20 protein-coding genes and 1 pseudogene are annotated in these 19,414 nt (G+C 71.2%); 20 read left to right on the top strand and 1 reads right to left on the bottom strand.

Annotated features, from left to right (window positions below; all coding sequences use genetic code 11):
- The first annotated feature begins 163 nt into the window (after positions 1-163).
- The 4 genes and pseudogenes from AB0K92_RS19695 (at position 164) to prcA (ending at position 2,306) form a co-directional block, all read left to right on the top strand.
- Positions 164-382: a ubiquitin-like protein Pup gene (locus AB0K92_RS19695; protein WP_062154959.1), complete on the top strand. Its 219-nt coding sequence runs from the start codon at positions 164-166 to the stop codon at positions 380-382.
- A 158-nt stretch (positions 383-540) separates the two neighbouring features.
- Positions 541-683: pseudogene (locus AB0K92_RS19690) on the top strand (endonuclease domain-containing protein); the annotation flags it as partial.
- Positions 635-1,480, top strand: coding sequence for a proteasome subunit beta (prcB, locus tag AB0K92_RS19685; protein WP_165996948.1), 846 nt, complete (start codon positions 635-637; stop codon positions 1,478-1,480). The pseudogene AB0K92_RS19690 and the gene prcB, both read left to right, overlap by 49 nt.
- 58 nt (positions 1,481-1,538) lie before the next feature.
- Positions 1,539-2,306, top strand: a complete 768-nt coding sequence (gene prcA, locus AB0K92_RS19680) for a proteasome subunit alpha (RefSeq protein ID WP_365924486.1) — start codon at positions 1,539-1,541, stop codon at positions 2,304-2,306.
- 60 nt (positions 2,307-2,366) lie between these two features.
- On the opposite strand, the gene AB0K92_RS19675 is transcribed toward prcA, so the two are convergent.
- On the bottom strand, positions 2,367-3,383 hold the full coding sequence (locus AB0K92_RS19675; RefSeq protein WP_365924484.1) for a LacI family DNA-binding transcriptional regulator: 1,017 nt from the start codon (positions 3,381-3,383) through the stop codon (positions 2,367-2,369).
- Positions 3,384-3,505: 122 nt separating this feature from the next.
- On the opposite strand from AB0K92_RS19675, the gene AB0K92_RS19670 reads away from it, so the two are divergent.
- From AB0K92_RS19670 to AB0K92_RS19595, 16 genes are all read left to right on the top strand, one after another.
- A complete protein-coding gene (locus tag AB0K92_RS19670; protein WP_365924482.1) occupies positions 3,506-4,765 on the top strand; it encodes an MFS transporter in 1,260 nt (419 codons plus the stop codon).
- A gap of 9 nt (positions 4,766-4,774) precedes the next feature.
- Positions 4,775-6,136 (top strand): Pup--protein ligase, encoded by a 1,362-nt coding sequence (gene pafA / locus AB0K92_RS19665; RefSeq protein ID WP_165996941.1) that lies wholly within the window; start codon positions 4,775-4,777, stop codon positions 6,134-6,136.
- A 131-nt stretch (positions 6,137-6,267) separates the two neighbouring features.
- Positions 6,268-7,269, top strand: coding sequence for an FKBP-type peptidyl-prolyl cis-trans isomerase (locus AB0K92_RS19660; RefSeq protein ID WP_365924480.1), 1,002 nt, complete (start codon positions 6,268-6,270; stop codon positions 7,267-7,269).
- A 122-nt stretch (positions 7,270-7,391) separates the two neighbouring features.
- Positions 7,392-7,763: an FKBP-type peptidyl-prolyl cis-trans isomerase gene (locus AB0K92_RS19655; RefSeq protein ID WP_165996936.1), complete on the top strand. Its 372-nt coding sequence runs from the start codon at positions 7,392-7,394 to the stop codon at positions 7,761-7,763.
- A 188-nt stretch (positions 7,764-7,951) separates the two neighbouring features.
- Positions 7,952-8,929 carry a WYL domain-containing protein gene (locus AB0K92_RS19650; protein WP_365924478.1) on the top strand — a complete coding sequence of 326 codons (978 nt, stop codon included), beginning with the start codon at positions 7,952-7,954 and terminating at the stop codon, positions 8,927-8,929.
- 19 nt (positions 8,930-8,948) lie between these two features.
- Positions 8,949-10,043, top strand: a complete 1,095-nt coding sequence (locus AB0K92_RS19645) for a WYL domain-containing protein (RefSeq protein WP_365924476.1) — start codon at positions 8,949-8,951, stop codon at positions 10,041-10,043.
- Positions 10,040-10,330, top strand: coding sequence for a hypothetical protein (locus tag AB0K92_RS19640; RefSeq protein WP_165996933.1), 291 nt, complete (start codon positions 10,040-10,042; stop codon positions 10,328-10,330). The genes AB0K92_RS19645 and AB0K92_RS19640 overlap by 4 nt, the downstream gene beginning before the upstream one ends.
- A 20-nt stretch (positions 10,331-10,350) precedes the next feature.
- Positions 10,351-10,545: a hypothetical protein gene (locus tag AB0K92_RS19635; RefSeq protein WP_165996931.1), complete on the top strand. Its 195-nt coding sequence runs from the start codon at positions 10,351-10,353 to the stop codon at positions 10,543-10,545.
- A gap of 261 nt (positions 10,546-10,806) precedes the next feature.
- Complete coding sequence (gene tatA, locus AB0K92_RS19630; RefSeq protein ID WP_165996929.1) at positions 10,807-11,091, top strand: Sec-independent protein translocase subunit TatA; 285 nt, start codon at positions 10,807-10,809, stop codon at positions 11,089-11,091.
- A gap of 47 nt (positions 11,092-11,138) precedes the next feature.
- The gene (gene tatC / locus AB0K92_RS19625) at positions 11,139-12,089 is read left to right on the top strand and encodes a twin-arginine translocase subunit TatC (protein WP_365924472.1); all 951 of its coding nucleotides are present in this window, start codon (positions 11,139-11,141) and stop codon (positions 12,087-12,089) included.
- 31 nt (positions 12,090-12,120) lie between these two features.
- Positions 12,121-13,011, top strand: a complete 891-nt coding sequence (locus AB0K92_RS19620; RefSeq protein ID WP_365924470.1) for a diacylglycerol kinase — start codon at positions 12,121-12,123, stop codon at positions 13,009-13,011.
- A 40-nt stretch (positions 13,012-13,051) separates the two neighbouring features.
- Positions 13,052-15,904 carry a DEAD/DEAH box helicase gene (locus AB0K92_RS19615; RefSeq protein WP_365924468.1) on the top strand — a complete coding sequence of 951 codons (2,853 nt, stop codon included), beginning with the start codon at positions 13,052-13,054 and terminating at the stop codon, positions 15,902-15,904.
- A gap of 395 nt (positions 15,905-16,299) precedes the next feature.
- Complete coding sequence (locus AB0K92_RS19610; protein ID WP_365924466.1) at positions 16,300-18,009, top strand: ATP-binding protein; 1,710 nt, start codon at positions 16,300-16,302, stop codon at positions 18,007-18,009.
- A complete protein-coding gene (locus AB0K92_RS19605) occupies positions 18,006-18,416 on the top strand; it encodes a roadblock/LC7 domain-containing protein (RefSeq protein WP_365924464.1) in 411 nt (136 codons plus the stop codon). The genes AB0K92_RS19610 and AB0K92_RS19605 overlap by 4 nt, the downstream gene beginning before the upstream one ends.
- Positions 18,413-18,808, top strand: a complete 396-nt coding sequence (locus tag AB0K92_RS19600) for a DUF742 domain-containing protein (protein ID WP_365924462.1) — start codon at positions 18,413-18,415, stop codon at positions 18,806-18,808. Before AB0K92_RS19605 ends, AB0K92_RS19600 begins: the two co-directional genes overlap by 4 nt.
- The gene (locus AB0K92_RS19595) at positions 18,789-19,409 is read left to right on the top strand and encodes an ATP/GTP-binding protein (RefSeq protein ID WP_165996916.1); all 621 of its coding nucleotides are present in this window, start codon (positions 18,789-18,791) and stop codon (positions 19,407-19,409) included. The genes AB0K92_RS19600 and AB0K92_RS19595 overlap by 20 nt, the downstream gene beginning before the upstream one ends.
- The last annotated feature ends 5 nt before the right edge of the window (positions 19,410-19,414 follow it).

The raw sequence follows: 19,414 nt of genomic DNA, 5'->3' as shown, positions 1-19,414 counted from the left end.
ACCCGGGGAGAGCCGGCCGGGCAGGGTGGAAAACACCGGCTCCGGGAATCATCGATACGGGCCCCGTACGTTGGAGAAACTGCGGGGCCATTGTCAGACCCGGCGAGTAGGGTCTGATCTTGAACCAGCAACTGTGTCGGGCGAACCGAGCGGGGTGAGGGTGATGGCGACCAAGGACACCGGCGGCGGACAGCAGAAGGCCACCCGGTCCACCGAGGAGGTCGAGGAGCAGGCGGCGGAGGCGCAGGCGTCCGAGGACCTCAAGGAGCGGCACGAGAAGCTCAGCGACGACGTGGACTCCGTCCTGGACGAGATCGACGACGTCCTCGAGGAGAACGCCGAGGACTTCGTGCGCTCCTTCGTTCAGAAGGGTGGCCAGTAAAGGCATCCTGCCTCACCCGCCTTCGAACCGAAGGCAGGGAGAGGGCGAGGGACGCCCCGGAAAGCGGAGCACCGGTGCGGTGCCGGGAGCGCGCGGCCGAGTCCGGTGCCGCGCGTTACCGGCGCCGCGCTGTCTTCGCCGACCGGCTTCCGCCACCGCATGTGGATCACCGCCACAAGACGGGTAGGGTCCGTCGTACTGTGCTTCAACTGCAATTCCGGCCTCGGCCTGTTGACTATCGGAAGGAAACGCGTGGAAGCCAACACTCGTAGCACCGGGCGTCTACCAGCTGCCTTCCTGACGCCTGGATCTTCTTCGTTCATGGACTTCCTGTCGGAGCACCAGCCGGAGCTGCTGCCCGGCAACCGGCAACTGCCGCCCACGCAGGGCGTGGTCGAGGCCCCGCACGGGACGACCATCGTGGCCGTGACGTTCCCCGGCGGCGTGGTGCTCGCCGGTGACCGCCGGGCCACGATGGGCAACGTGATCGCGCAGCGGGACATCGAGAAGGTCTTCCCGGCGGACGAGTACTCGGCCGTCGGCATCGCCGGCACCGCCGGTCTGGCCGTCGAGATGGTCAAGCTGTTCCAGCTGGAGCTCGAACACTTCGAGAAGGTCGAAGGGGCGCAGCTCTCCCTGGAGGGCAAGGCGAACCGGCTGTCGACGATGATCCGGTCCAACCTCGGCATGGCCATGCAGGGCCTGGCCGTGGTGCCGCTCTTCGCCGGTTACGACCTGGACCGCGCGAAGGGCCGCATCTTCTCCTACGACGTGACGGGCGGCCGCTCCGAGGAGCACGGGTACGCCGCCACCGGCTCCGGCTCGATCTTCGCGCGAGGCGCCATGAAGAAGCTCTTCCGTGACGATCTGACCGAGGACGAGGCCACCACCCTGGTGGTCCAGGCCCTGTACGACGCGGCAGACGACGACTCGGCGACCGGCGGTCCCGATGTCGCCCGCCGGATCTACCCGATCGTCACCGTGATCACCGAGGACGGCTTCCGCCGGCTCACCGAGGACGAGTCCTCGCAGATCGCCCGGGCCGTGCTGGAGCGGCGTCTGGAGCAGCCGGACGGCCCGCGGGCCGCCCTGCTCTGACCGCGGGCTCTTGTTGTCGGGTGATCCAGTGACTTCCACAGAAAGGGACGGATAACCGGTGTCGACGCCGTTCTATGTCTCTCCTCAGCAGGCCATGGCCGACCGGGCCGAGTACGCCCGCAAGGGCATCGCGCGCGGCCGGAGCCTGGTCGTGCTGCAGTACGCCGACGGCATCGTGTTCGTCGGCGAGAACCCGTCCCGCGCACTGCACAAGTTCAGCGAGATCTACGACCGGATCGGCTTCGCCGCGGCCGGCAAGTACAACGAGTACGAGAACCTGCGCATCGGCGGTGTTCGCTACGCCGACCTGCGCGGCTACACCTACGACCGGCAGGACGTGACCGCCCGCGGCCTCGCCAACGTCTACGCGCAGACGCTGGGCACGATCTTCTCCAGCGCCGGTGAGAAGCCGTACGAGGTGGAGCTGGTCGTCGCCGAGGTCGGCGAGACGCCGGAGGGCGACCAGATCTACCGGCTGCCGCACGACGGCTCGATCGTGGACGAGCACGGCTCGGTCGCGGTCGGCGGCAACGCCGAGCTGATCAGCACCTACCTGGACCAGCGCCACCGGGACGGCATGAGCCTGGCCGAGGCGCTGAAGCTGGCGGTCCAGGCGCTGTCCCGCGAGTCGAACGGGTCGCAGCGGGAGATCCCCGCCGAGCGCCTGGAGGTCGCGGTGCTGGACCGTACGCGTCCGCAGAAGCGGAAGTTCAAGCGGATCACCGGCGGGCAGCTCTCCCGACTGCTGGCCGAGGGCGCGTCCGCCGGGACGGAAAGCGCGTCGTCGGAGTCCTCGGAGTCTTCGGAGTCCGCCGGGGAGGAGTGACCTCCGCCCGCGCGTGAACGCAAGCGCCCCGGTCCGTCCAGGACCGGGGCGCTTGCGCGTTCAGAAGGCCGCGGGAGGCGCTGTGGAGCCCCGGACGACGAGTTCCACCGGGATGTCCCCCCGCGCCGGTGTACGGCCCTCCAGGACCGCCAGAAGGGCCTGCATGCCACGCTCGCCGAACAGCTCGGCGTCGAGGCGGACGGTGGTCAGCTCCGGGTCGATGGCGGTGGCCAGGGCCAGGTCGTCCAGGCCGGTGACGGAGATGTCGTCGGGGACGCGCAGGCCGAGGCGCCGTACGGCCTTGTAGGCGCCGGCGGCGAGTTTGTCGTCGTCGCAGACGATGGCGGTGGGGCGCGGGCCGGGGGCGGTGAGCGCGGCCTCGGCGGCGGCGCGGGCGCCGTCGATGGAGATCGGCGCGGGCGCGGTGCGCACGGTGGTGCCGGGGACCGCGCCGGTCCGCGCGGCCAGCTCCCGGGCCCGGATCTCGAAGGTCCAGGAGGGGACGTCGGCGGCGAGGTGCAGGAAGCGGCGGTGGCCGAGCCCGAGGAGGTGCTCGGCGACCTGGCGCACGCCGTCGGCGATGTCGAGGTTGACGGTGGCCGCGCCGAGGCTCCCCTCGGGGTCGCTGTCGAGCATGACGAGGGGCAGCTGGTCGCCGCGGATGGCGGTGAGGGCGTCGGCGGCCATGGAGGAGGCGATGACGCCGTCCAGGGCGGCCTGCGCGGAGGCGAAGGGGTCGCGGGCGGGGCCGATGCCCTCGGGGGAGGGGTAGAGCACGACGCCGAAGCCGTGGGCGGCGGCGACGCGGGCGGCGCCGGTGTAGACGCCGGCGAAGAACTCGGTGGTCAGCGCGGGGACCACCAGCAGCACCGTGCGGGTGTGGCCGAGGCGCAGGTTGCGGGCGGCCAGGTTGGGCCGGTAGCCCAGGTCCCGCGCGGCCCGGCGGACCCGCTCGGCGGTCGCCTCGGAGACCCGGCCGCGCCATTTGTCGCCCAGCACGAGCGACACGGCGGCCTGCGAGACTCCGGCGGCCTCGGCGACGTCGCGGCTCGTGGGGCGGGTGCTGGCTCGTGCCACCGTCGGGCTGCTCCTTCGTGGGGGTCGCGCCCGGGCTCGGCCTGGACGTGCGAACAGCGCACATGGTACGTATGACGGACGACGTTATACGTAAAACCTCGATGAGCCGGAAGGCGGGGGACATGGCCGCGGGATACCTGGAGATCCTCAGGGCGAAACACGCCGCCCGGCTGCTGACGGGCACCCTGGTGGGGCGGCTGCCGAACGCCACCGCCCCGATCGCGATCGTGCTGTTCGTCCGCGCGGAGGGCGGCTCGTACAGCCTGGCCGGCGCGCTGGCCGCCGTGTACGGCGTCGCCAACGCGGTGGGCCAGCCGCTGCTCGGCCGCCTGGTGGACCTGCGCGGCCAGCCGCGCGTCCAGCTGCCCGCCGCGGTGCTGTCGGCCCTGGCCATGGCCGTCTTCGCGTTCGCCGGCACCGAGCCCGCCGCCCTGTCCTACGCCGCGGTGGCCGCGGCCGGCCTGTTCACCCCGCCGCTGGAAGGCGGCCTGCGCGCGCTGTGGCCGTCCGTCCTGCGCAAGGAGGACCAGGTGCACACCGCCTACGCGATGGACGCCGTGGCCCAGGAGGTCATGTTCACCGTCGGCCCGCTCCTGGTCACCCTCTGCACCTCCCTGTGGTCCGAGCGGGCCGCGCTGCTGGTGCTCAACGTGGTCGGTGTCCTCGGCGCCCTCTCCGTGGTCGTGTCGCCGCCCTCGCGCGCGTGGCGGTCGGCTCCGCGCGAGGCCCACTGGCTCGGCGCGCTGCGCTCGCCCGGCCTGATCGCCCTGCTGGTCGCGTTCCTGTTCGTCGGCGTGGCGCTCGGCTCGATCACGGTCGCGGCGGTGTCGTACGCCGACGACCACGGCGGCGACGCGGTCTACGGCTGGCTGATGGCGGCCCTGGGGCTGGGCGCGCTGGCCGGCGGCTCGGTGTACGGGGCGCGGCGCTGGGACGGTTCCCCGGAGCGGCGTCTGCGCGCCCTCGTGGGTCTGCTGGCGGTCTGTTATCTGCCACTGATGCTGATGCCCGGCCCGGTCGCCATGACGGCGCTCACCGCGCTCTCCGGGGTCTTCCTGGCACCCGCCATCGCCTGCGCGTTCGTCATCGTGGACCGGCACGCGCCGGCCGGCACGGTCACCGAGGCGTTCTCCTGGCTGGTCACCACGTTCACCGTCGGCGCCTCGGTCGGAACGGGCCTGGCGGGGCCGGTCATCGAGTGGGGCGGGGCGCTGGGGGGATTCGCGGTGCCGGGCGCCGCCGGCGGGGCGTCCCTGCTGGTCCTGCTGGCCACCGGGAGGGTACTCGCAGCTCCCGCGCGGACCGCGGTCGTTGCGTCTTCATCGGAAAATGATCCAAATCGTGCCGTCGAACCCCGTTTCAGTTCAGGGGATCGGGCGTAATGTTCAGTCATGGACCGCCGCATTTTCGGGCTGGAGAACGAGTACGGCGTCACGTGCACGTTCAGGGGACAGCGCCGTCTGTCGCCTGACGAGGTGGCGCGGTACCTCTTCCGCCGTGTCGTGTCATGGGGCCGCAGCAGCAATGTGTTTCTGCGCAACGGCGCCCGCCTCTATCTCGACGTGGGCTCTCATCCGGAATACGCGACACCCGAATGTGACAACGTGATCGAACTGGTCACCCACGACAAGGCCGGCGAGCGCATTCTCGAAGGACTCCTGGTGGACGCGGAACGACGCCTGCACGAGGAGGGAATCGCGGGCGACGTCTACCTCTTCAAGAACAACACCGACTCGGCGGGCAACTCCTACGGCTGCCACGAGAACTATCTGGTGGCCCGGCACGGGGAGTTCTCGCGGCTCGCGGACATCCTCATCCCGTTCCTCGTCACCCGGCAGCTGCTGTGCGGCGCGGGCAAGGTGCTGCAGACCCCGCGCGGTGCGGTGTACTGCGTGAGCCAGCGCGCCGAGCACATCTGGGAGGGCGTCTCGTCGGCGACGACCCGCTCCCGGCCGATCATCAACACCCGCGACGAGCCGCACGCGGACGCCGAGCGCTACCGCCGGCTGCACGTCATCGTGGGCGACTCCAACATGTCCGAGACGACCATGCTGCTCAAGGTCGGCGCCACCGACCTGGTGCTGCGCATGATCGAGGCGGGCACGGTGATGCGCGACCTGACCCTGGAGAACCCGATCCGGGCGATCCGCGAGGTCAGCCACGACATCACCGGCCGCCGCAAGGTGCGCCTGGCCAGCGGCAGGGAGGCCTCCGCCCTGGAGGTGCAGCGCGAGTACTACGAGAAGGCGCTGGACTTCTGCGAGCGGCGCGGCATCCGCACCGGCACCGTCGAGCGGGTGCTGGAGCTGTGGGGCCGCACCCTGGAGGCGATCGAGACCGAGGATCTGGACCGGATCGACACCGAGATCGACTGGGTCATGAAGTACAAGCTCATCGAGCGCTACCGGGCCAAGCACAACATGACCATGTCGCATCCGCGGGTCGCCCAGATAGACCTCGCCTACCACGACATCCACCGCCGTCGTGGCCTGTACTACCTGCTGGAGAAGAAGGGCCAAGCCGCCCGGATCTGCAACGACTTGAAGATCTTCGAGGGCAAGTCGGTCCCGCCGCAGACCACTCGGGCCCGGCTGCGCGGCGACTTCATCCGGCGCGCGCAGGAACAGCGCCGGGACTTCACCGTCGACTGGGTGCACCTGAAGCTCAACGACCAGGCCCAGCGCACCGTGTTGTGCAAGGACCCGTTCCGTTCGGTGGACGACCGGGTGGAGAAGCTGATCGCCGGAATGTGAGCCGCGGCGTATTCCGCACGACATGCCGGAACGCCACACGGGCGCCGTACGTTACCCGTACGGCGCCCTTCTCACGCCGTAGAGTTGCGCGCACGCCATCCGCAAGATCGACCGATTACGAGGCCCCCATCGTGCGCCGACGCTCACTCATGATCGCCGTTCCCGCCGGACTCGTCGCACTCGCCGGATGCGGCGACGACAAGGCCGATTCGAGCAAGGCCAGTGACAGTGCCTCGCCGACGGGCGGGGCCACGTCCGCCGCGCCCTCGCCGAAGATCGTCGACGGCCCGCTGCCGGCGATCACCGCGGGGACGAAGTTCGACGAGAAGCCGACGATCGCCAAGGGCGGCGGCGCGCCGTCGAAGGATCTCGCGGTGAAGACCGTCATCGCGGGCGGCGGCCAGTCCGTCGCCGAGGGCGACTACCTCCAGGCCCACTACCTCGGCCAGATCTGGGACACCGCGAAGGTGTTCGACAACTCCTACGACCGCAAGACGCCACTGGTGATCCAGCTGGCCCAGGGCAGCATCATCGACGGCTGGCGCCATGCGCTGACCGGGAAGAAGCTCGGCAGCCGGGTCGAGTTCTCGGTCCCCCCGGCCTGGGGGTACGGGGAGCAGGGCCAGCCCCAGGCGGGCATCAAGGGCACCGACACGCTGGTGTTCGTCGTGGACCTCCAGGGCACGTTCAACGCCAAGAGCTCCGCCAAGGGCAAGGAGACCGCGCAGGACGACGCGGCCGTGCCGAAGGTCGGGACGAACACGGACGGCAAGGCGCCGTCCATCGAGGTCCCGAAGAGCGACCCGCCGAAGAAGCTCGTGGCGAACTACGTCCTGGAGGGCGACGGCGCCGAGGTCGGCGCCCAGGACAGCGTCCTCGTGCAGTACAAGGGCGTGCAGTGGGACACCGGCAAGGAGTTCGACTCGACGTACGGCCGCAAGGCCCTCACCTCGTTCTCGCTCCAGCAGGTCGTCAAGGGCTGGTCCCAGGGGCTGACCGGCAAGAAGGTCGGCAGCCGCGTCGTGATCGTGATCCCGCCGGACCTGGGCTACGGCGACAACCCGCCGAGCGGCAGCGGCATCGCCAAGGGCGCGACGCTGGTGTTCACGGTGGACATCCTCGCCAAGATGTGAGCGCCGCCTCCCTGGCTCGGCGCCCGGCGCGGCCTTCGCCGGAGTGGCTGGTCACGCGCCGCGCCGGGCGGGATGAAAGACTGGGCGCGTTACTTGTCGTACACACGCAGGAGTCTGAAGACGTGAGCATCGAGAAGCCCGAGATCGACTTCCCGGGCGGCGAGCCCCCGGCGGACCTGGAGATCAAGGACATCTGGGAGGGCGACGGTCCCGAGGCCAAGGCCGGTCAGACCGTCACCGTGCACTACGTGGGTGTCGCCTTCAGCACCGGCGAGGAGTTCGACGCGAGCTGGAACCGGGGCACGCCGTTCCGCTTCCCGCTGGGCGGCGGCCGGGTCATCAAGGGCTGGGACCTGGGCGTGCAGGGCATGAAGGTCGGCGGCCGCCGCCAGCTGACCATCCCCGCCCACCTCGCCTACGGCAACCAGAGCCCGACCCCGGCGATCAAGCCCGGCGAGACCCTGATCTTCGTGGTCGACCTCCTCGCGGTCTGACCGCCGGACGGGAGTCGTAAAAGATCACGAGACGTTCCGATCGTCGTCCGCACCGCGTACGGGATCCGATCGGTTCCGATCATCCGGGGCCCATGCCTGTCCGGGCATGGGCCCTCGGCTTTTGCCTGGGCACCGCGGAGCGGTACGGTCATCGGTCGGAAGCACCATAGGGAAGGCGAAGGGCGTCGATGGCCATTGCCAAGGCCGAGCGGCTGATGAACCTCGCGCTGTGTCTGCTCGGGACGCGGCGGCCGCTCAGCAAGCGTGAGCTGCGCGAGTCCATCGAGGCGTACGTCGAGGCCTTCGGGCCGGAGAACGGTGCCACGGGGTCCGAGGACTCCTTCAACCGCATGTTCGAGCGGGACAAGGACGACCTGCGCGAGCTCGGGCTCGTCATCGAGACCGTCGAGAACCTGGACGGCGAGGTCGGCTACCTGGCCCGCCGCGACAGCAACCGCCTCCCGCCCATCACCCTCGACGCCGAGGAGGCCGCCGCGCTCGGCCTCGCCGCCAAGGTCTGGCAGCAGGCCCGGCTGGCCGGCGCGGCCAGCGGCGCCCTGCAGAAGCTGCGCGCGGCCGGACTGCCCGAGGACGTGGACCCCTACGAGGCGCACGGCGCGCTGGAGCCGCGCATCCCCGTGCACGAGGCCGCCTTCGAGCCGCTGATGCTCGCCTGCCGCGACCGCCGCCCCGTGATGTTCGAATACCGCAAGGCGACCGCCGCCCGCCCCGAGACCCGCCATGTCGAGCCGTGGGCGCTGGAGTGCTGGCGCGGCCACTGGTACCTCGCGGGCTGGGACCGCGACCGGGGCGCGGAGCGGGTCTTCCGGCTGTCGCGGATCACCGGCAAGGTGCGCTCGCGCGGCGGCCGCTTCACCGCGCCGGTGCCCGACGTCGTCACCGTCCGCGAGACCGTCGCCGGCTGGGCGGGCGAGATCGCCGACCGCAGCGCCCGCATCCGGCTGCGCGCCGGCGCCGGGTACCCCCTGCGGGCGAAGGCCACCGCCGTGCGGGAACTCGGCGACGGCTGGGACGAGTTGGAGATTCCGTACGGGCACGGACTGGACGCCTGGCTGGTGGAGTTCGGGCCGGACGTGGTGGTCCTCGAACCCGCCGAGCTGCGCGCCGACGTGGTGGACCGGCTGCGTGCCGTCGCCGAGGGCTGAGGGGAAGCGGGACAGACAAGTGGCAGGCAAACCGGTCAGGCCCGTGAACGCCATCGACCAGACCAGACGGATGCTCTCCCTGGTGACGTACCTCAAGGAGCGCCCCGGCGCCCGGATCGAGGACGTCGCCCGCGCCTTCGGCATCACCGAGGAGGAGCTGGTCTCCGACCTCGACGTGCTGCCCATGTGCGGCACCAGCTTCCGCGGCGGCGATCTGCTCGACATCGACACCGACGGCGAGCGCATCTGGTGGCACAACCCCGCCGCGCTCGGCGCCGAGGCGGCCGAGCCGCTGCGGCTCGCCGCGGACGAGGCGACCGCGCTGCTGGTCGCCGCCCGCGCGGTGGCCACCCTGCCGGGGCTGCGCGAGAGCGACCGGCAGGCGCTGCTGCGCGCCACCGCGAAGGTGGAGACCGCGGCCGGCGAGGCGGCGGGCGCCAGCTCCCGCCTCTCGGTCACCTTCGAGTCCGAGGGGGGCGTCTTCGCCGACGTCGACCGCGCCATCTCCGAGCGCCGCCGCCTGTGGATCCGCTACTACTCGCCGGCCCGCGACGAGGTCACCGAGCGCGAGATCGACCCGATCCGGCTGGTCAGCGTCGGCCACACCTATGTCGAGGCCTGGTGCCGCCGCTCCGAGGCGCGCCGCACCTTCCGGCTGGACCGGGTCGCCGAGATCAGGATCCTCGACGAGCCGTCCGCGCCGCCCGAGATCGAACTGCGCGACCTGTCGGAGGGCCTGGTGCAGCCCGCCGCCGAGGACCCCGAGGTCATCGTGGAGGTCGGCCCAGCCGGCCGCTGGGTCGCCGAGTACTACCCGCACGACAGCGCCGAGGAGCTCGCCGACGGCGGACTGCGGATCACCCTGCGCACCCCCGACCCGGCCTCGCTGCGCCGGCTCGCGCTGCGCCTGGGCGCCGACGGCCGGATCGTCGCCCCGGCCGAGCTGGCCGAGAGCGCCCGCCGCGCCGCCCGCGAGGCACTGGCGGCGTACGAGGAGGTCGAGGCGCCGGGGGAGTACGACGACCGGACCGCGGCACCGGCGCAGGCACCGGCGGAGCGGGTGCCGGGGGACGACCACCACGGGCTGTTCGAGAGGCAGGAGCAGGGACTGTGAGCGAGTCGGCGGCCGGTGCGCCGGGTGTGTCGGTGGCCTCGGCGTTCGCCGGGATGCGCGCGGTGACCCCGGTGGTGTTCAAGGCGGGCTGCCCGGACTGCCGGGGCCGCTTCGAACTCGCCGCGAGCGCCCTGCGGCTGGCCATCGGCGCCAGCAGCCGTACGACGTTCTACTCCTTCACCTGTCCCGAGTGCGGGGCGGCCGTCCGCAAGCCGGCGGGGGAGCGGATCGTCGAACTGCTCACCGGCGGCGGGGTGCGGACCCTGCGGCTCCACTCCACCGTCTGAGACGGTCTAGGCTCGGCGTCATGTTCTGGCCGATGTTCGCGGTAGCTGTGGGTTTCCTGGGTCTCGCCGTCCTCGGCGTGCTGGCGGTACGGGTGTTCGTCGAGGCCCGGCGCCTCGGCTTGCAGGTGACGGAGTCCGCCCGCCGGATCAACCGCGCCGCGGAGGACCTGGAGCGCGCCGCCGTCAGCGCGGCCCGCTCCGCGGACGCCCTGTGAGGTGCGCGGTGCGGCCCCTGTGGGTCCTGCCGGTTGATGTGCTTTGGGCCGCTTCGCCCTGTCGACCTGACCCACCCGGCAGGTACGCTGACGGTCGCGGTCCGGAAAACGAGGCCCGGACCGCGGACCGGGAGTACGCACGGGGATTGCCGGACGTTTACCCCTGAGCGTTACGATCGCTGTCGGCCCGGACGCTCGGACACCTGTCCGACCGGTCGGACAGCCACCCACCCACCCGCCTCGGTGAGAAGGTAAAGACTTATGGGACGGCTCGGACCTACCGAGATCATTCTGATCCTCGTCGTCATCATCCTGCTGTTCGGCGCCAAGAAGCTTCCGGACATGGCCCGCTCGCTCGGCAAGTCCGCGCGCATCCTCAAGAGCGAGGCCAAGGCGATGAAGGAGGACGACAAGACCTCCGCGCCGGCCGACCCGCCGCACACCGGCAACGAGCAGCCCCCCGCTCAGCGCGTCATCCAGGCCGCCCCCGGCGACGTGTCCAGCTCCCGTCCGGTCACCGAGCCGACGGACACGACCAAGCGCTGACGCAGGGCCGGTGACTCCCGGTCCGCCGCACGAGATGGGAACGTGGGTTGCTGAAGTCTGCCCGCAAGAAGGAGAAGGATCCCGAGGGGCGGATGCCCCTCGCGGAGCACCTCCGTGAGCTACGCAACCGGCTCGCGAAGGCGTTGCTGGCGATCGTCGCGGTCACGGTCGTCGCCGCCTTCTTCTACAACGACATCATCAACTTCTTCACCGAGCCGATCCTGAAGTCGGTCGGCTGCAAGCAGACCTTCGAGGAACTGGCGAAGGCCGGCGACAGTGCCGATCCGTGCGCGAACATCACGATCAACGGTCTGCTCACACCGTTCACGCTCGCGCTGAAGGTCTCCCTGATGGCCGGTGTCGTCCTGGCCGCGCCGGTGTGGCTCTACCAGCTGTGGGCGTTCGTCGCGCCCGGTCTGCACCGGCACGAGAAGAAGTACGCGTACGTCTTCGTCGGCACGGGCTTCCCGCTCTTCCTCGGCGGCGCCTTCTTCGCCTACAAGCTGCTGCCCACCACCGCCCAGGTGCTGATCGAGTTCACGCCCATCGACGTGGACAACCTGCTTCCCCTGGACGACCTGCTGGACCTCGTGACCCGCATGGTCGTCGTCTTCGGCCTCTCCTTCGAGCTGCCGCTGCTGCTGATCATGCTCAACCTGACCGGCGCCATCTCCGGCAAGCGGATGGCCGGCTGGTGGCGCGGGATGATCATGGGCATCACGGTCTTCGCCGCCGTCGCCACGCCCAGCACCGACCCGGTGTCCATGCTGGGACTCGCCGGCCCGATCTGGGTGCTGTACTTCGTGGCGGTGGCCTTCTCCCTCGTCAACGACGCCCGCCGGCGGCGCCGCGAGGCCCTGGGCCCGGCCGACGACGAGGCCTCCGAGCTGGATCTGACCCCCGAGGACATCGGCGAGGTCGAACCCGTGGCGACCGCCCCCGCGCTGCCCGAGCAGGCCACCAGGGACCGGGTCAACGGTTATGACGACGTGACCTGAGGACCGGGGCACAGCTCGTAGGGTCACTGGCGTGACCAGCGAGATCACCCTCCTCGTCAACCCCACCGCGGGCCGCGGCCGGGGCGCCGGTGCGGCGCGGCCGGCCGCTTGCGCGCTGCGGGCGGCCGGATTCTCGGTCCGCACGGTCCTCGGCACGGACGCCGGGGACGCCCTCGCCCGCGCGCGTGCCGCCGTCGCGGACGGCACCGGCGCGCTGATCGCTGTCGGCGGGGACGGCATGGCGGGCCTGGCGCTCCAGGCCGTCGCCGGCACCCGCGTCCCGCTCGGCCTGGTCGCCGTCGGCACCGGCAACGACTTCGCCCGCGCGCTCGGCCTGCCCGTGCGGGACCCGGCCGCCGCGGGCCGGCTGATCGCCGGCGCCCTCAAGGGCTCCCGGCTGGACGACATCGACCTCGGCCGGGTGGGGGACCGCTGGTTCGGGACCGTACTGGCCTCCGGCTTCGACTCCCGGGTCAACGACCGGGGCAACCGGATGCGGTGGCCCGCCGGACGCCTGAAGTACGACCTGGCGATGCTCGCCGAGCTGGCCGCGTTCCGGCCCTTCCCCTACCGGATCACCCTGGACGACGGCGCGGTACGGGAGGTCGAGGCGACGCTGGTGGCGGTCGGGAACGGATCGTCGTACGGCGGCGGGATGCGGATCTGTCCCGGCGCCGACCTCACCGACGGGCTGTTCGACATCACCGTGGTCGGGGACTGCACGCGGCGGACCCTGCTGCGGGTCTTCCCGAGGGTGTACCGGGGCGGGCACGTCGACCATCCCAAGGTCACCGTCCACCGGGCGGCGAAGATCGAGATCGCCGCCGCGGGCATCACCGGGTACGCCGACGGAGAGCCCCTCGGACCGCTGCCGCTGACCGCGCGCTGCGTGCCCGCCGCGGTCCGGGTGATACGCCCCTGAGCTGGGGCTATCGCCGGATTCACAGGACCGGATCCGGATAATGATCGTCCTGTTGTCAGTGCGGCCCGGTACGCTCGAAAGCACGATGACACAGGACCTCTCACCGGCCGAGCGGTACGCGGCAGCCCGCAGGCGGGCAGCCGAGCAGGCCACCGCACTCGCGTCCTTCCGCGAGATGTACGACTTCGGCCTCGACCCCTTCCAGATCGAGGCCTGCCAGGCGCTGGAGGCGGGCAAGGGCGTGCTGGTGGCCGCTCCCACCGGCTCCGGCAAGACGATCGTGGGCGAGTTCGCCGTCCACCTCGCCCTCCGGCAGGGCAAGAAGTGCTTCTACACGACACCCATCAAGGCGCTGTCGAACCAGAAGTACAACGACCTGTGCCGCCGCTACGGCACCGAGAAGGTCGGCCTGCTCACCGGCGACAACAGCGTCAACTCCGACGCCCCGGTGGTCGTGATGACCACCGAGGTGCTGCGGAACATGCTGTACGCCGGCTCGCAGACCCTGCTGGGTCTCGGCTATGTGGTCATGGACGAGGTGCACTACCTCTCCGACCGCTTCCGCGGCGCCGTCTGGGAAGAGGTGATCATCCACCTGCCCGAGTCCGTGACGCTGGTGTCGCTGTCGGCGACCGTGTCCAACGCCGAGGAGTTCGGCGACTGGCTGGACACCGTGCGCGGCGACACCGAGGTGATCGTCTCCGAGCACCGGCCCGTGCCGCTGTTCCAGCACGTGCTCGCCGGGCGCCGGATGTACGACCTGTTCGAGGAGGGCGAGGGCCACAAGAAGGCCGTCAACCCCGACCTCACCCGCATGGCGCGGATGGAGGCGACCCGGCCGTCGTACCAGGACCGCCGGCGCGGCCGGGCGATGCGCGAGGCCGACCGGGAGCGCGAGCGCCGCCAGCGCTCGCGGATCTGGACGCCGAGCCGCCCCGAGGTCATCGAGCGGCTGGACGCCGAGGGCCTGCTCCCGGCCATCACCTTCATCTTCAGCCGCGCCGCCTGCGAGGCCGCCGTCCAGCAGTGCCTGTACGCCGGGCTGCGGCTCAACGACGAGGAGGCGCGCCACCGGGTGCGGGCGCTCGTCGAGGAGCGCACCGCGTCCATCCCGCGCGAGGACCTGCACGTCCTCGGGTACTACGAGTGGCTGGAGGGCCTGGAGCGCGGTATCGCCGCCCACCACGCGGGCATGCTGCCGACCTTCAAGGAGGTCGTCGAGGAGCTGTTCGTCCGCGGGCTGGTCAAGGCCGTCTTCGCCACCGAGACGCTGGCGCTGGGCATCAACATGCCCGCCCGGTCGGTGGTCCTGGAAAAGCTCGTCAAGTGGAACGGCGAGCAGCACGCCGACATCACCCCCGGCGAGTACACCCAGCTGACCGGCCGGGCCGGCCGCCGCGGCATCGACGTCGAGGGCCACGCGGTCGTGCTGTGGCAGCGCGGGATGAGCCCCGAGCACCTGGCCGGACTCGCGGGCACCCGCACGTATCCGCTGCGCTCCAGCTTCAAGCCGTCGTACAACATGGCGGTCAACCTGGTCGAGCAGTTCGGGCGGCACCGCTCGCGCGAGCTGCTGGAGACCTCGTTCGCCCAGTTCCAGGCGGACAAGTCGGTCGTCGGCATCTCCCGCCAGGTGCAGCGCAACGAGGAGGGCCTGGAGGGCTACAAGGCCTCCATGACCTGCCACCTTGGCGACTTCGAGGAGTACGCGCGGCTGCGCCGGGAGCTGAAGGACCGCGAGACCGAGCTGGCCCGGCAGGGCGCCGCCCAGCGGCGCGCCGAGGCCGCGGTCGCGCTGGAACGGCTCAAGCCCGGTGACGTCATCCACGTCCCGACCGGCAAGTACGCCGGGCTGGCGCTGGTGCTGGACCCGGGCCTGCCCGCCGGACGCTCCAACGGCCACCGCGGCTTCGACCACTACGACGGGCCGCGCCCGCTGGTGCTCACCGCCGAGCGGCAGGTCAAGCGGCTCGCGGCGATCGACTTCCCGGTGCCGGTCGAGCCGCTGGAGCGGATGCGGATCCCGAAGTCCTTCAACCCGCGCTCGCCGCAGTCCCGGCGCGACCTGGCGTCGGCGCTGCGCACCAAGGCCGGGCACATCGAGCCGGACCGGCACCGCAAACGCCGCTCGCAGGCCGCCGACGACCGGGAGATCGCCCGGCTGCGGGCGGCCCTGCGGGCGCATCCCTGCCACGGGTGCAGCGACCGCGAGGACCACGCCCGCTGGGCGGAGCGCTACCACCGGCTGCTGCGGGACACCAAGCAGCTGGAGCGCCGCATCGAGGGCCGGACGAACACCATCGCGCGGACCTTCGACCGGATCGTGGCGCTGCTCACCGAGCTGGACTACTTGCGCGACGACGAGGTCACCACGCACGGCAAGCGGCTCGCCCGGCTCTACGGCGAGCTGGACCTGCTGGCCAGCGAGTGCCTGCGGGCCGGGGTCTGGGAAGGCCTCGCGCCGGCCGAACTCGCCGCGTGCGTCTCGGCGTTGGTGTACGAGGCGCGGGTCGGCGACGACGCGCTCGCGCCGAAGCTGCCGTCCGGCAAGGCGAAGGCCGCGCTGGGTGAGATGGTGCGGATCTGGGGGCGGCTGGACGCCCTGGAGGAGGAGTACCGCATCAGTCAGACCGAGGGCGTCGGACAGCGAGAGCCCGATCTCGGCTTCGCCTGGGCCGCGTACATGTGGGCCTCCGGGAAGGGGCTCGACGAGGTGCTGCGTGAGGCGGAGATGCCGGCGGGCGACTTCGTGCGGTGGTGCAAGCAGGTGATCGACGTGCTGGGGCAGATCCAGGCGGCGGCTCCCGCGGAGGGCTCCACCGTGCCGAAGGCCGCGCGCAAGGCGGTCGAGGGGTTGCTGCGGGGCGTCGTCGCCTACTCGTCCGTGGGGTAGTCCACCGTGGGGTGGTCCGCCGTGCGCGGGTGCGGGTGCGTCCTGGCCGGTCGCGCGGTTCCCCGCGCCCCTTGAGTGAGTCGTCGTTCCGTCACGTGAGCCGTTCACCCGTTGCGGTGGGCGGCTTTCGTGTGTCCGCGCATCATTACCACACGTGTGCGAATGAACTCGGACTGTGCAAATGGAGTCGAGCGTACCCCGTGTCCGCGGCCCGCTTCAGGCGGTTGCTGAATATGACACGCCGATGATCCGGTCGGACTAAGCTCGCCCGCAGCGCACCGAGTTGCGCTGATTCGTGCGTCTGTTCCCCTTTGTCGTGAATGCCCCAACGTTTCCATGACTCTTCCCCCCGCAACCTCGCCCGACACCCAGTCGATTCGTTTCAGAGGGCCCACATGGTGAGTGTTCAAACCCGTCCGCGCCGTGAACTCCCCTACGCGCGCGTGCTGTTGCCGCCGGCCATAGTGATGGCGGCGGCGACCGGAGCCGCCGTCGCCGTGGTCGTGCCCGCGGCCCGGCTCGCGGTCGGACTGTGCGGCGGCATCGCCACGCTGCTGGTCGTGCTGACGGCGGCCGAGGCGGCCCGGCGCGGCCGGGCACTGCGCCGCCAGCAGGCCGACCACGCCCGGCGCACCGCCCTGCTGGAGCAGCGCCTGGCCGAACAGGACCTGCTGGTCGACCGGTTGACCAAGGACGTGCTGCCCCGGGCGGTCAAGTGGCTGCGCAAGGGCATGCGGACCCATGAGGCGGTCACCCGCCTGGAGCAGTTCGAGCCGGGCTTCCGCGACCTGCGCAAACCGCAGGCCGACCTGCTGTACCGGGTGCTGGACACGGTCGAGAGCGAAGTGACCCGGCGCCAGGGCGCGCAGCAGTCCTTCGTGCACGTCGCCCAGCGCGTCCAGGCCATCGTCCACCAGCAGGCCAAGGAACTGCGCGAGATGGAGGAGGACCACGGCACCAACCACGAGGTCTTCCAGGACCTGCTGCGCATCGACCACGGCAACGCCCTGATCGGCCGCCTCGCCGACTCGGTCTCCGTCCTCGGCGGCGGCCGGCCCGGACGCCAGTGGCCGCAGCCGGTCGCGCTCTACAGCGTGCTGCGCGGTGCCATGTCCCGCATCCTCGAGTACCGGCGCATCGACCTGAAGTCGATCGCCCGGGTCAACATCCGGGGCGTCTCCGTCGAGCCGGTCATCCACGCCCTCGCCGAACTCCTCGACAACGCCACCCGCTACTCGCCGCCGACCACCAGGGTGCACGTCACCGCGCACGAGGTGCAGTACGGCGTGGCCATCGAGATCGAGGACTGCGGCCCGCCGCTCAACGAGGAGTCCCGCGGCCGCCTCGAGGACCTGCTGGCCATGGCCATGGAGGGCTCCGACCTGGAGGTCATCGAGGACCTGCCGCGGGTCGGCTTCGCCGTCGTCGGCCGTCTGTGCACGGAGTACGACATGCAGATCTCCCTGCGCTCCTCGGCGTACGGAGGCCTGCGGGCCGTGCTGGTGCTGCCGCGGATCATGATGACCGACCAGCCCGGCGTGTTCGGCCTCGTGCCGCACGGCATCGGCGCCCAGTCCATCGCCCCGCGTCCGCCGGACGCCCTCGAAGGCCCCCAGCGCAAGCCGAAGATCCGCCGCCCCACCAACCCGCGCATCCCGGCCGGGGTGTCCCTCGAGGACGACATCCCCGTGGTCACCGAGTGGACCGAGAACGGGTTGCCGCAGCGCCGCAGCCGCGTGAAGACCTCGTTCAGCCAGCGGATCGCCGAGGAGGCGGCCTGGGACCAGGCCGTCAAGGAGGCCGCCGAGCGGGCCGCCGCCCAGGAGATCAAGGACAACCCGTGGGCACCGCTGCACCCCGAGCCGGAGCCGGAACCGGAGCCGGAACCCGAGCCGGAGCCGGAGAAGGAACGGCCCCTGCCCGGCATGTGGGTCGAGGCCTTCTACGAGGGGCTGAAGAAGGACAACCCGGGCGACCCGACCGCCTTCACCGTCAACCCGGCGGCCTACCAGCACCTGCTCAAGGAAAACCAGCACCGACCGGCCGACGCCGACGCCGGCGTCGAGCCCGACGCCGACGCCGAGGACAAGGGGGACCTCACGTGATCCAGCAGCAAGGAAACATCGACTGGATGCTCCGCGACCTCGTCGACGGGACGCTCGGCATCGAGATGATCGTGGTGCTGTCGGCGGACGGCCTGCGCATCGCGCGCTACGGCGGCGACCCCGACGCCGCCGACCGGGTCGCCGCGGCCTGCGCCGGCATGCAGAGCCTCGCCCACGCCCTCACCGGCGAGATCCACGCCAGCGAGACGGGCGAGATGCGGCTGCTGCTGATGGAGGTCGACGGCGGCTACTTCTATCTGATGAACGCCGGCCCCAACGCCTACATCGCCGTGCTGTCCGACGTCCGCACCGAACCCGGGCTGATGAGCGGCCGGATGCGGGACCTGATCGTGCGCCTCGGCACCCACCTCACCAGTCCGCCCCGGCGGAACGGGCGGAGCGTATGACTCCTCCGCGACGCCAGAGGCGCACCCCCCGGCAGGAACCGGAACCCGCACCCCCGCAGGAGAACGAGGGCAAGCACCCCGAACGGCTCTATCTGATCGGCGAGGGCGACGGCGGACCCGCCGACATCGATCTGGTCACGTTGATCGTGGCGCGCGCCGACGACCCCAGCTCGCTGCCGCCCGAACAGGCCGCGGTGGTCCGGCTGTGCAAGTCCCCGCTCTCCGGGGCGGAGCTGTCGGCCTACCTCCAGCTGCCGTTCAGCGTGGTCTCCGCGCTGCTGGCCGACCTGCTGTCGGCCGGACTGGTGCAGGCGCGCGCCCCGATCGTCCGCCAGGCGCTTCCCGACCGTTCCCTCCTCGAAGCGGTGATGCATGGACTTCAAAAGCTCTGACACCATCCCCGGCCCGCGCGCGGAGGACCAGCTGCCGCACACGGCACAGGCCGCGGTGAAGATCGTGATCGTGGGCGGGTTCGGCGTCGGCAAGACCACCATGGTCGGTTCGGTCAGCGAGATCCGGCCGCTGACCACCGAGGAGACCATGACCCAGGCCGGTATCGGGGTCGACGACAACTTCGGCTCCGACACCAAGACCGCCACCACCGTGGCGATGGACTTCGGCCGGATCAGCATCTCCGACAAGCTGGTGCTGTACCTGTTCGGCACCCCCGGCCAGGAGCGGTTCTGGTTCCTGTGGAACGGCCTGTTCGAGGGCGCGCTCGGCGCGGTCGTCCTCGTCGACACCCGGCGCCTGCAGGTCAGCTTCGATGTGATGGGTCGCCTGGAGGAGCGCGGCGTGCCGTTCGTGGTGGCCGTCAACACCTTCCCCGACGCGCCCCGTTACCCCGTCGAGCAGCTGCGCACCGCCCTCGACCTGGAGCCGGAGATCCCGATCATCGAGTGCGACGCCCGCCGCCGCGCCTCCAGCCGCGACGTCCTCATGACGCTGATGCGCTTCCTGCACAACCTCGCCCTGACCGGCCGGCTCAAGTGACGACC

Origin of the sequence: Streptomyces sp. NPDC052687 (genome assembly GCF_040678395.1) — a bacterium.
In the GTDB taxonomy this organism is placed as follows: Bacteria; Actinomycetota; Actinomycetes; order Streptomycetales; family Streptomycetaceae; genus Streptomyces.
Note: the sequence above shows the minus strand (reverse complement) of the source record. Positions and strands in the feature narration are given on the sequence as shown.

Excerpts from the sequence above, each read along its gene's own strand:
- AB0K92_RS19635 (WP_165996931.1), top strand. The coding sequence starts at position 10,351 with ATGTTCTGGCCGATGTTCGCGGTAGCTGTGGGTTTCCTGGGTCTCGCC.
- AB0K92_RS19670 (WP_365924482.1), top strand. The coding sequence starts at position 3,506 with ATGGCCGCGGGATACCTGGAGATCCTCAGGGCGAAACACGCCGCCCGG.
- AB0K92_RS19695 (WP_062154959.1), top strand. The coding sequence starts at position 164 with ATGGCGACCAAGGACACCGGCGGCGGACAGCAGAAGGCCACCCGGTCC.
- tatA (WP_165996929.1), top strand. The coding sequence starts at position 10,807 with ATGGGACGGCTCGGACCTACCGAGATCATTCTGATCCTCGTCGTCATC.
- AB0K92_RS19610 (WP_365924466.1), top strand. The coding sequence starts at position 16,300 with ATGGTGAGTGTTCAAACCCGTCCGCGCCGTGAACTCCCCTACGCGCGC.
- AB0K92_RS19595 (WP_165996916.1), top strand. The coding sequence starts at position 18,789 with ATGGACTTCAAAAGCTCTGACACCATCCCCGGCCCGCGCGCGGAGGAC.
- AB0K92_RS19615 (WP_365924468.1), top strand. The coding sequence starts at position 13,052 with ATGATCGTCCTGTTGTCAGTGCGGCCCGGTACGCTCGAAAGCACGATG.
- AB0K92_RS19600 (WP_365924462.1), top strand. The coding sequence starts at position 18,413 with ATGACTCCTCCGCGACGCCAGAGGCGCACCCCCCGGCAGGAACCGGAA.
- AB0K92_RS19650 (WP_365924478.1), top strand. The coding sequence starts at position 7,952 with ATGGCCATTGCCAAGGCCGAGCGGCTGATGAACCTCGCGCTGTGTCTG.
- pafA (WP_165996941.1), top strand. The coding sequence starts at position 4,775 with ATGGACCGCCGCATTTTCGGGCTGGAGAACGAGTACGGCGTCACGTGC.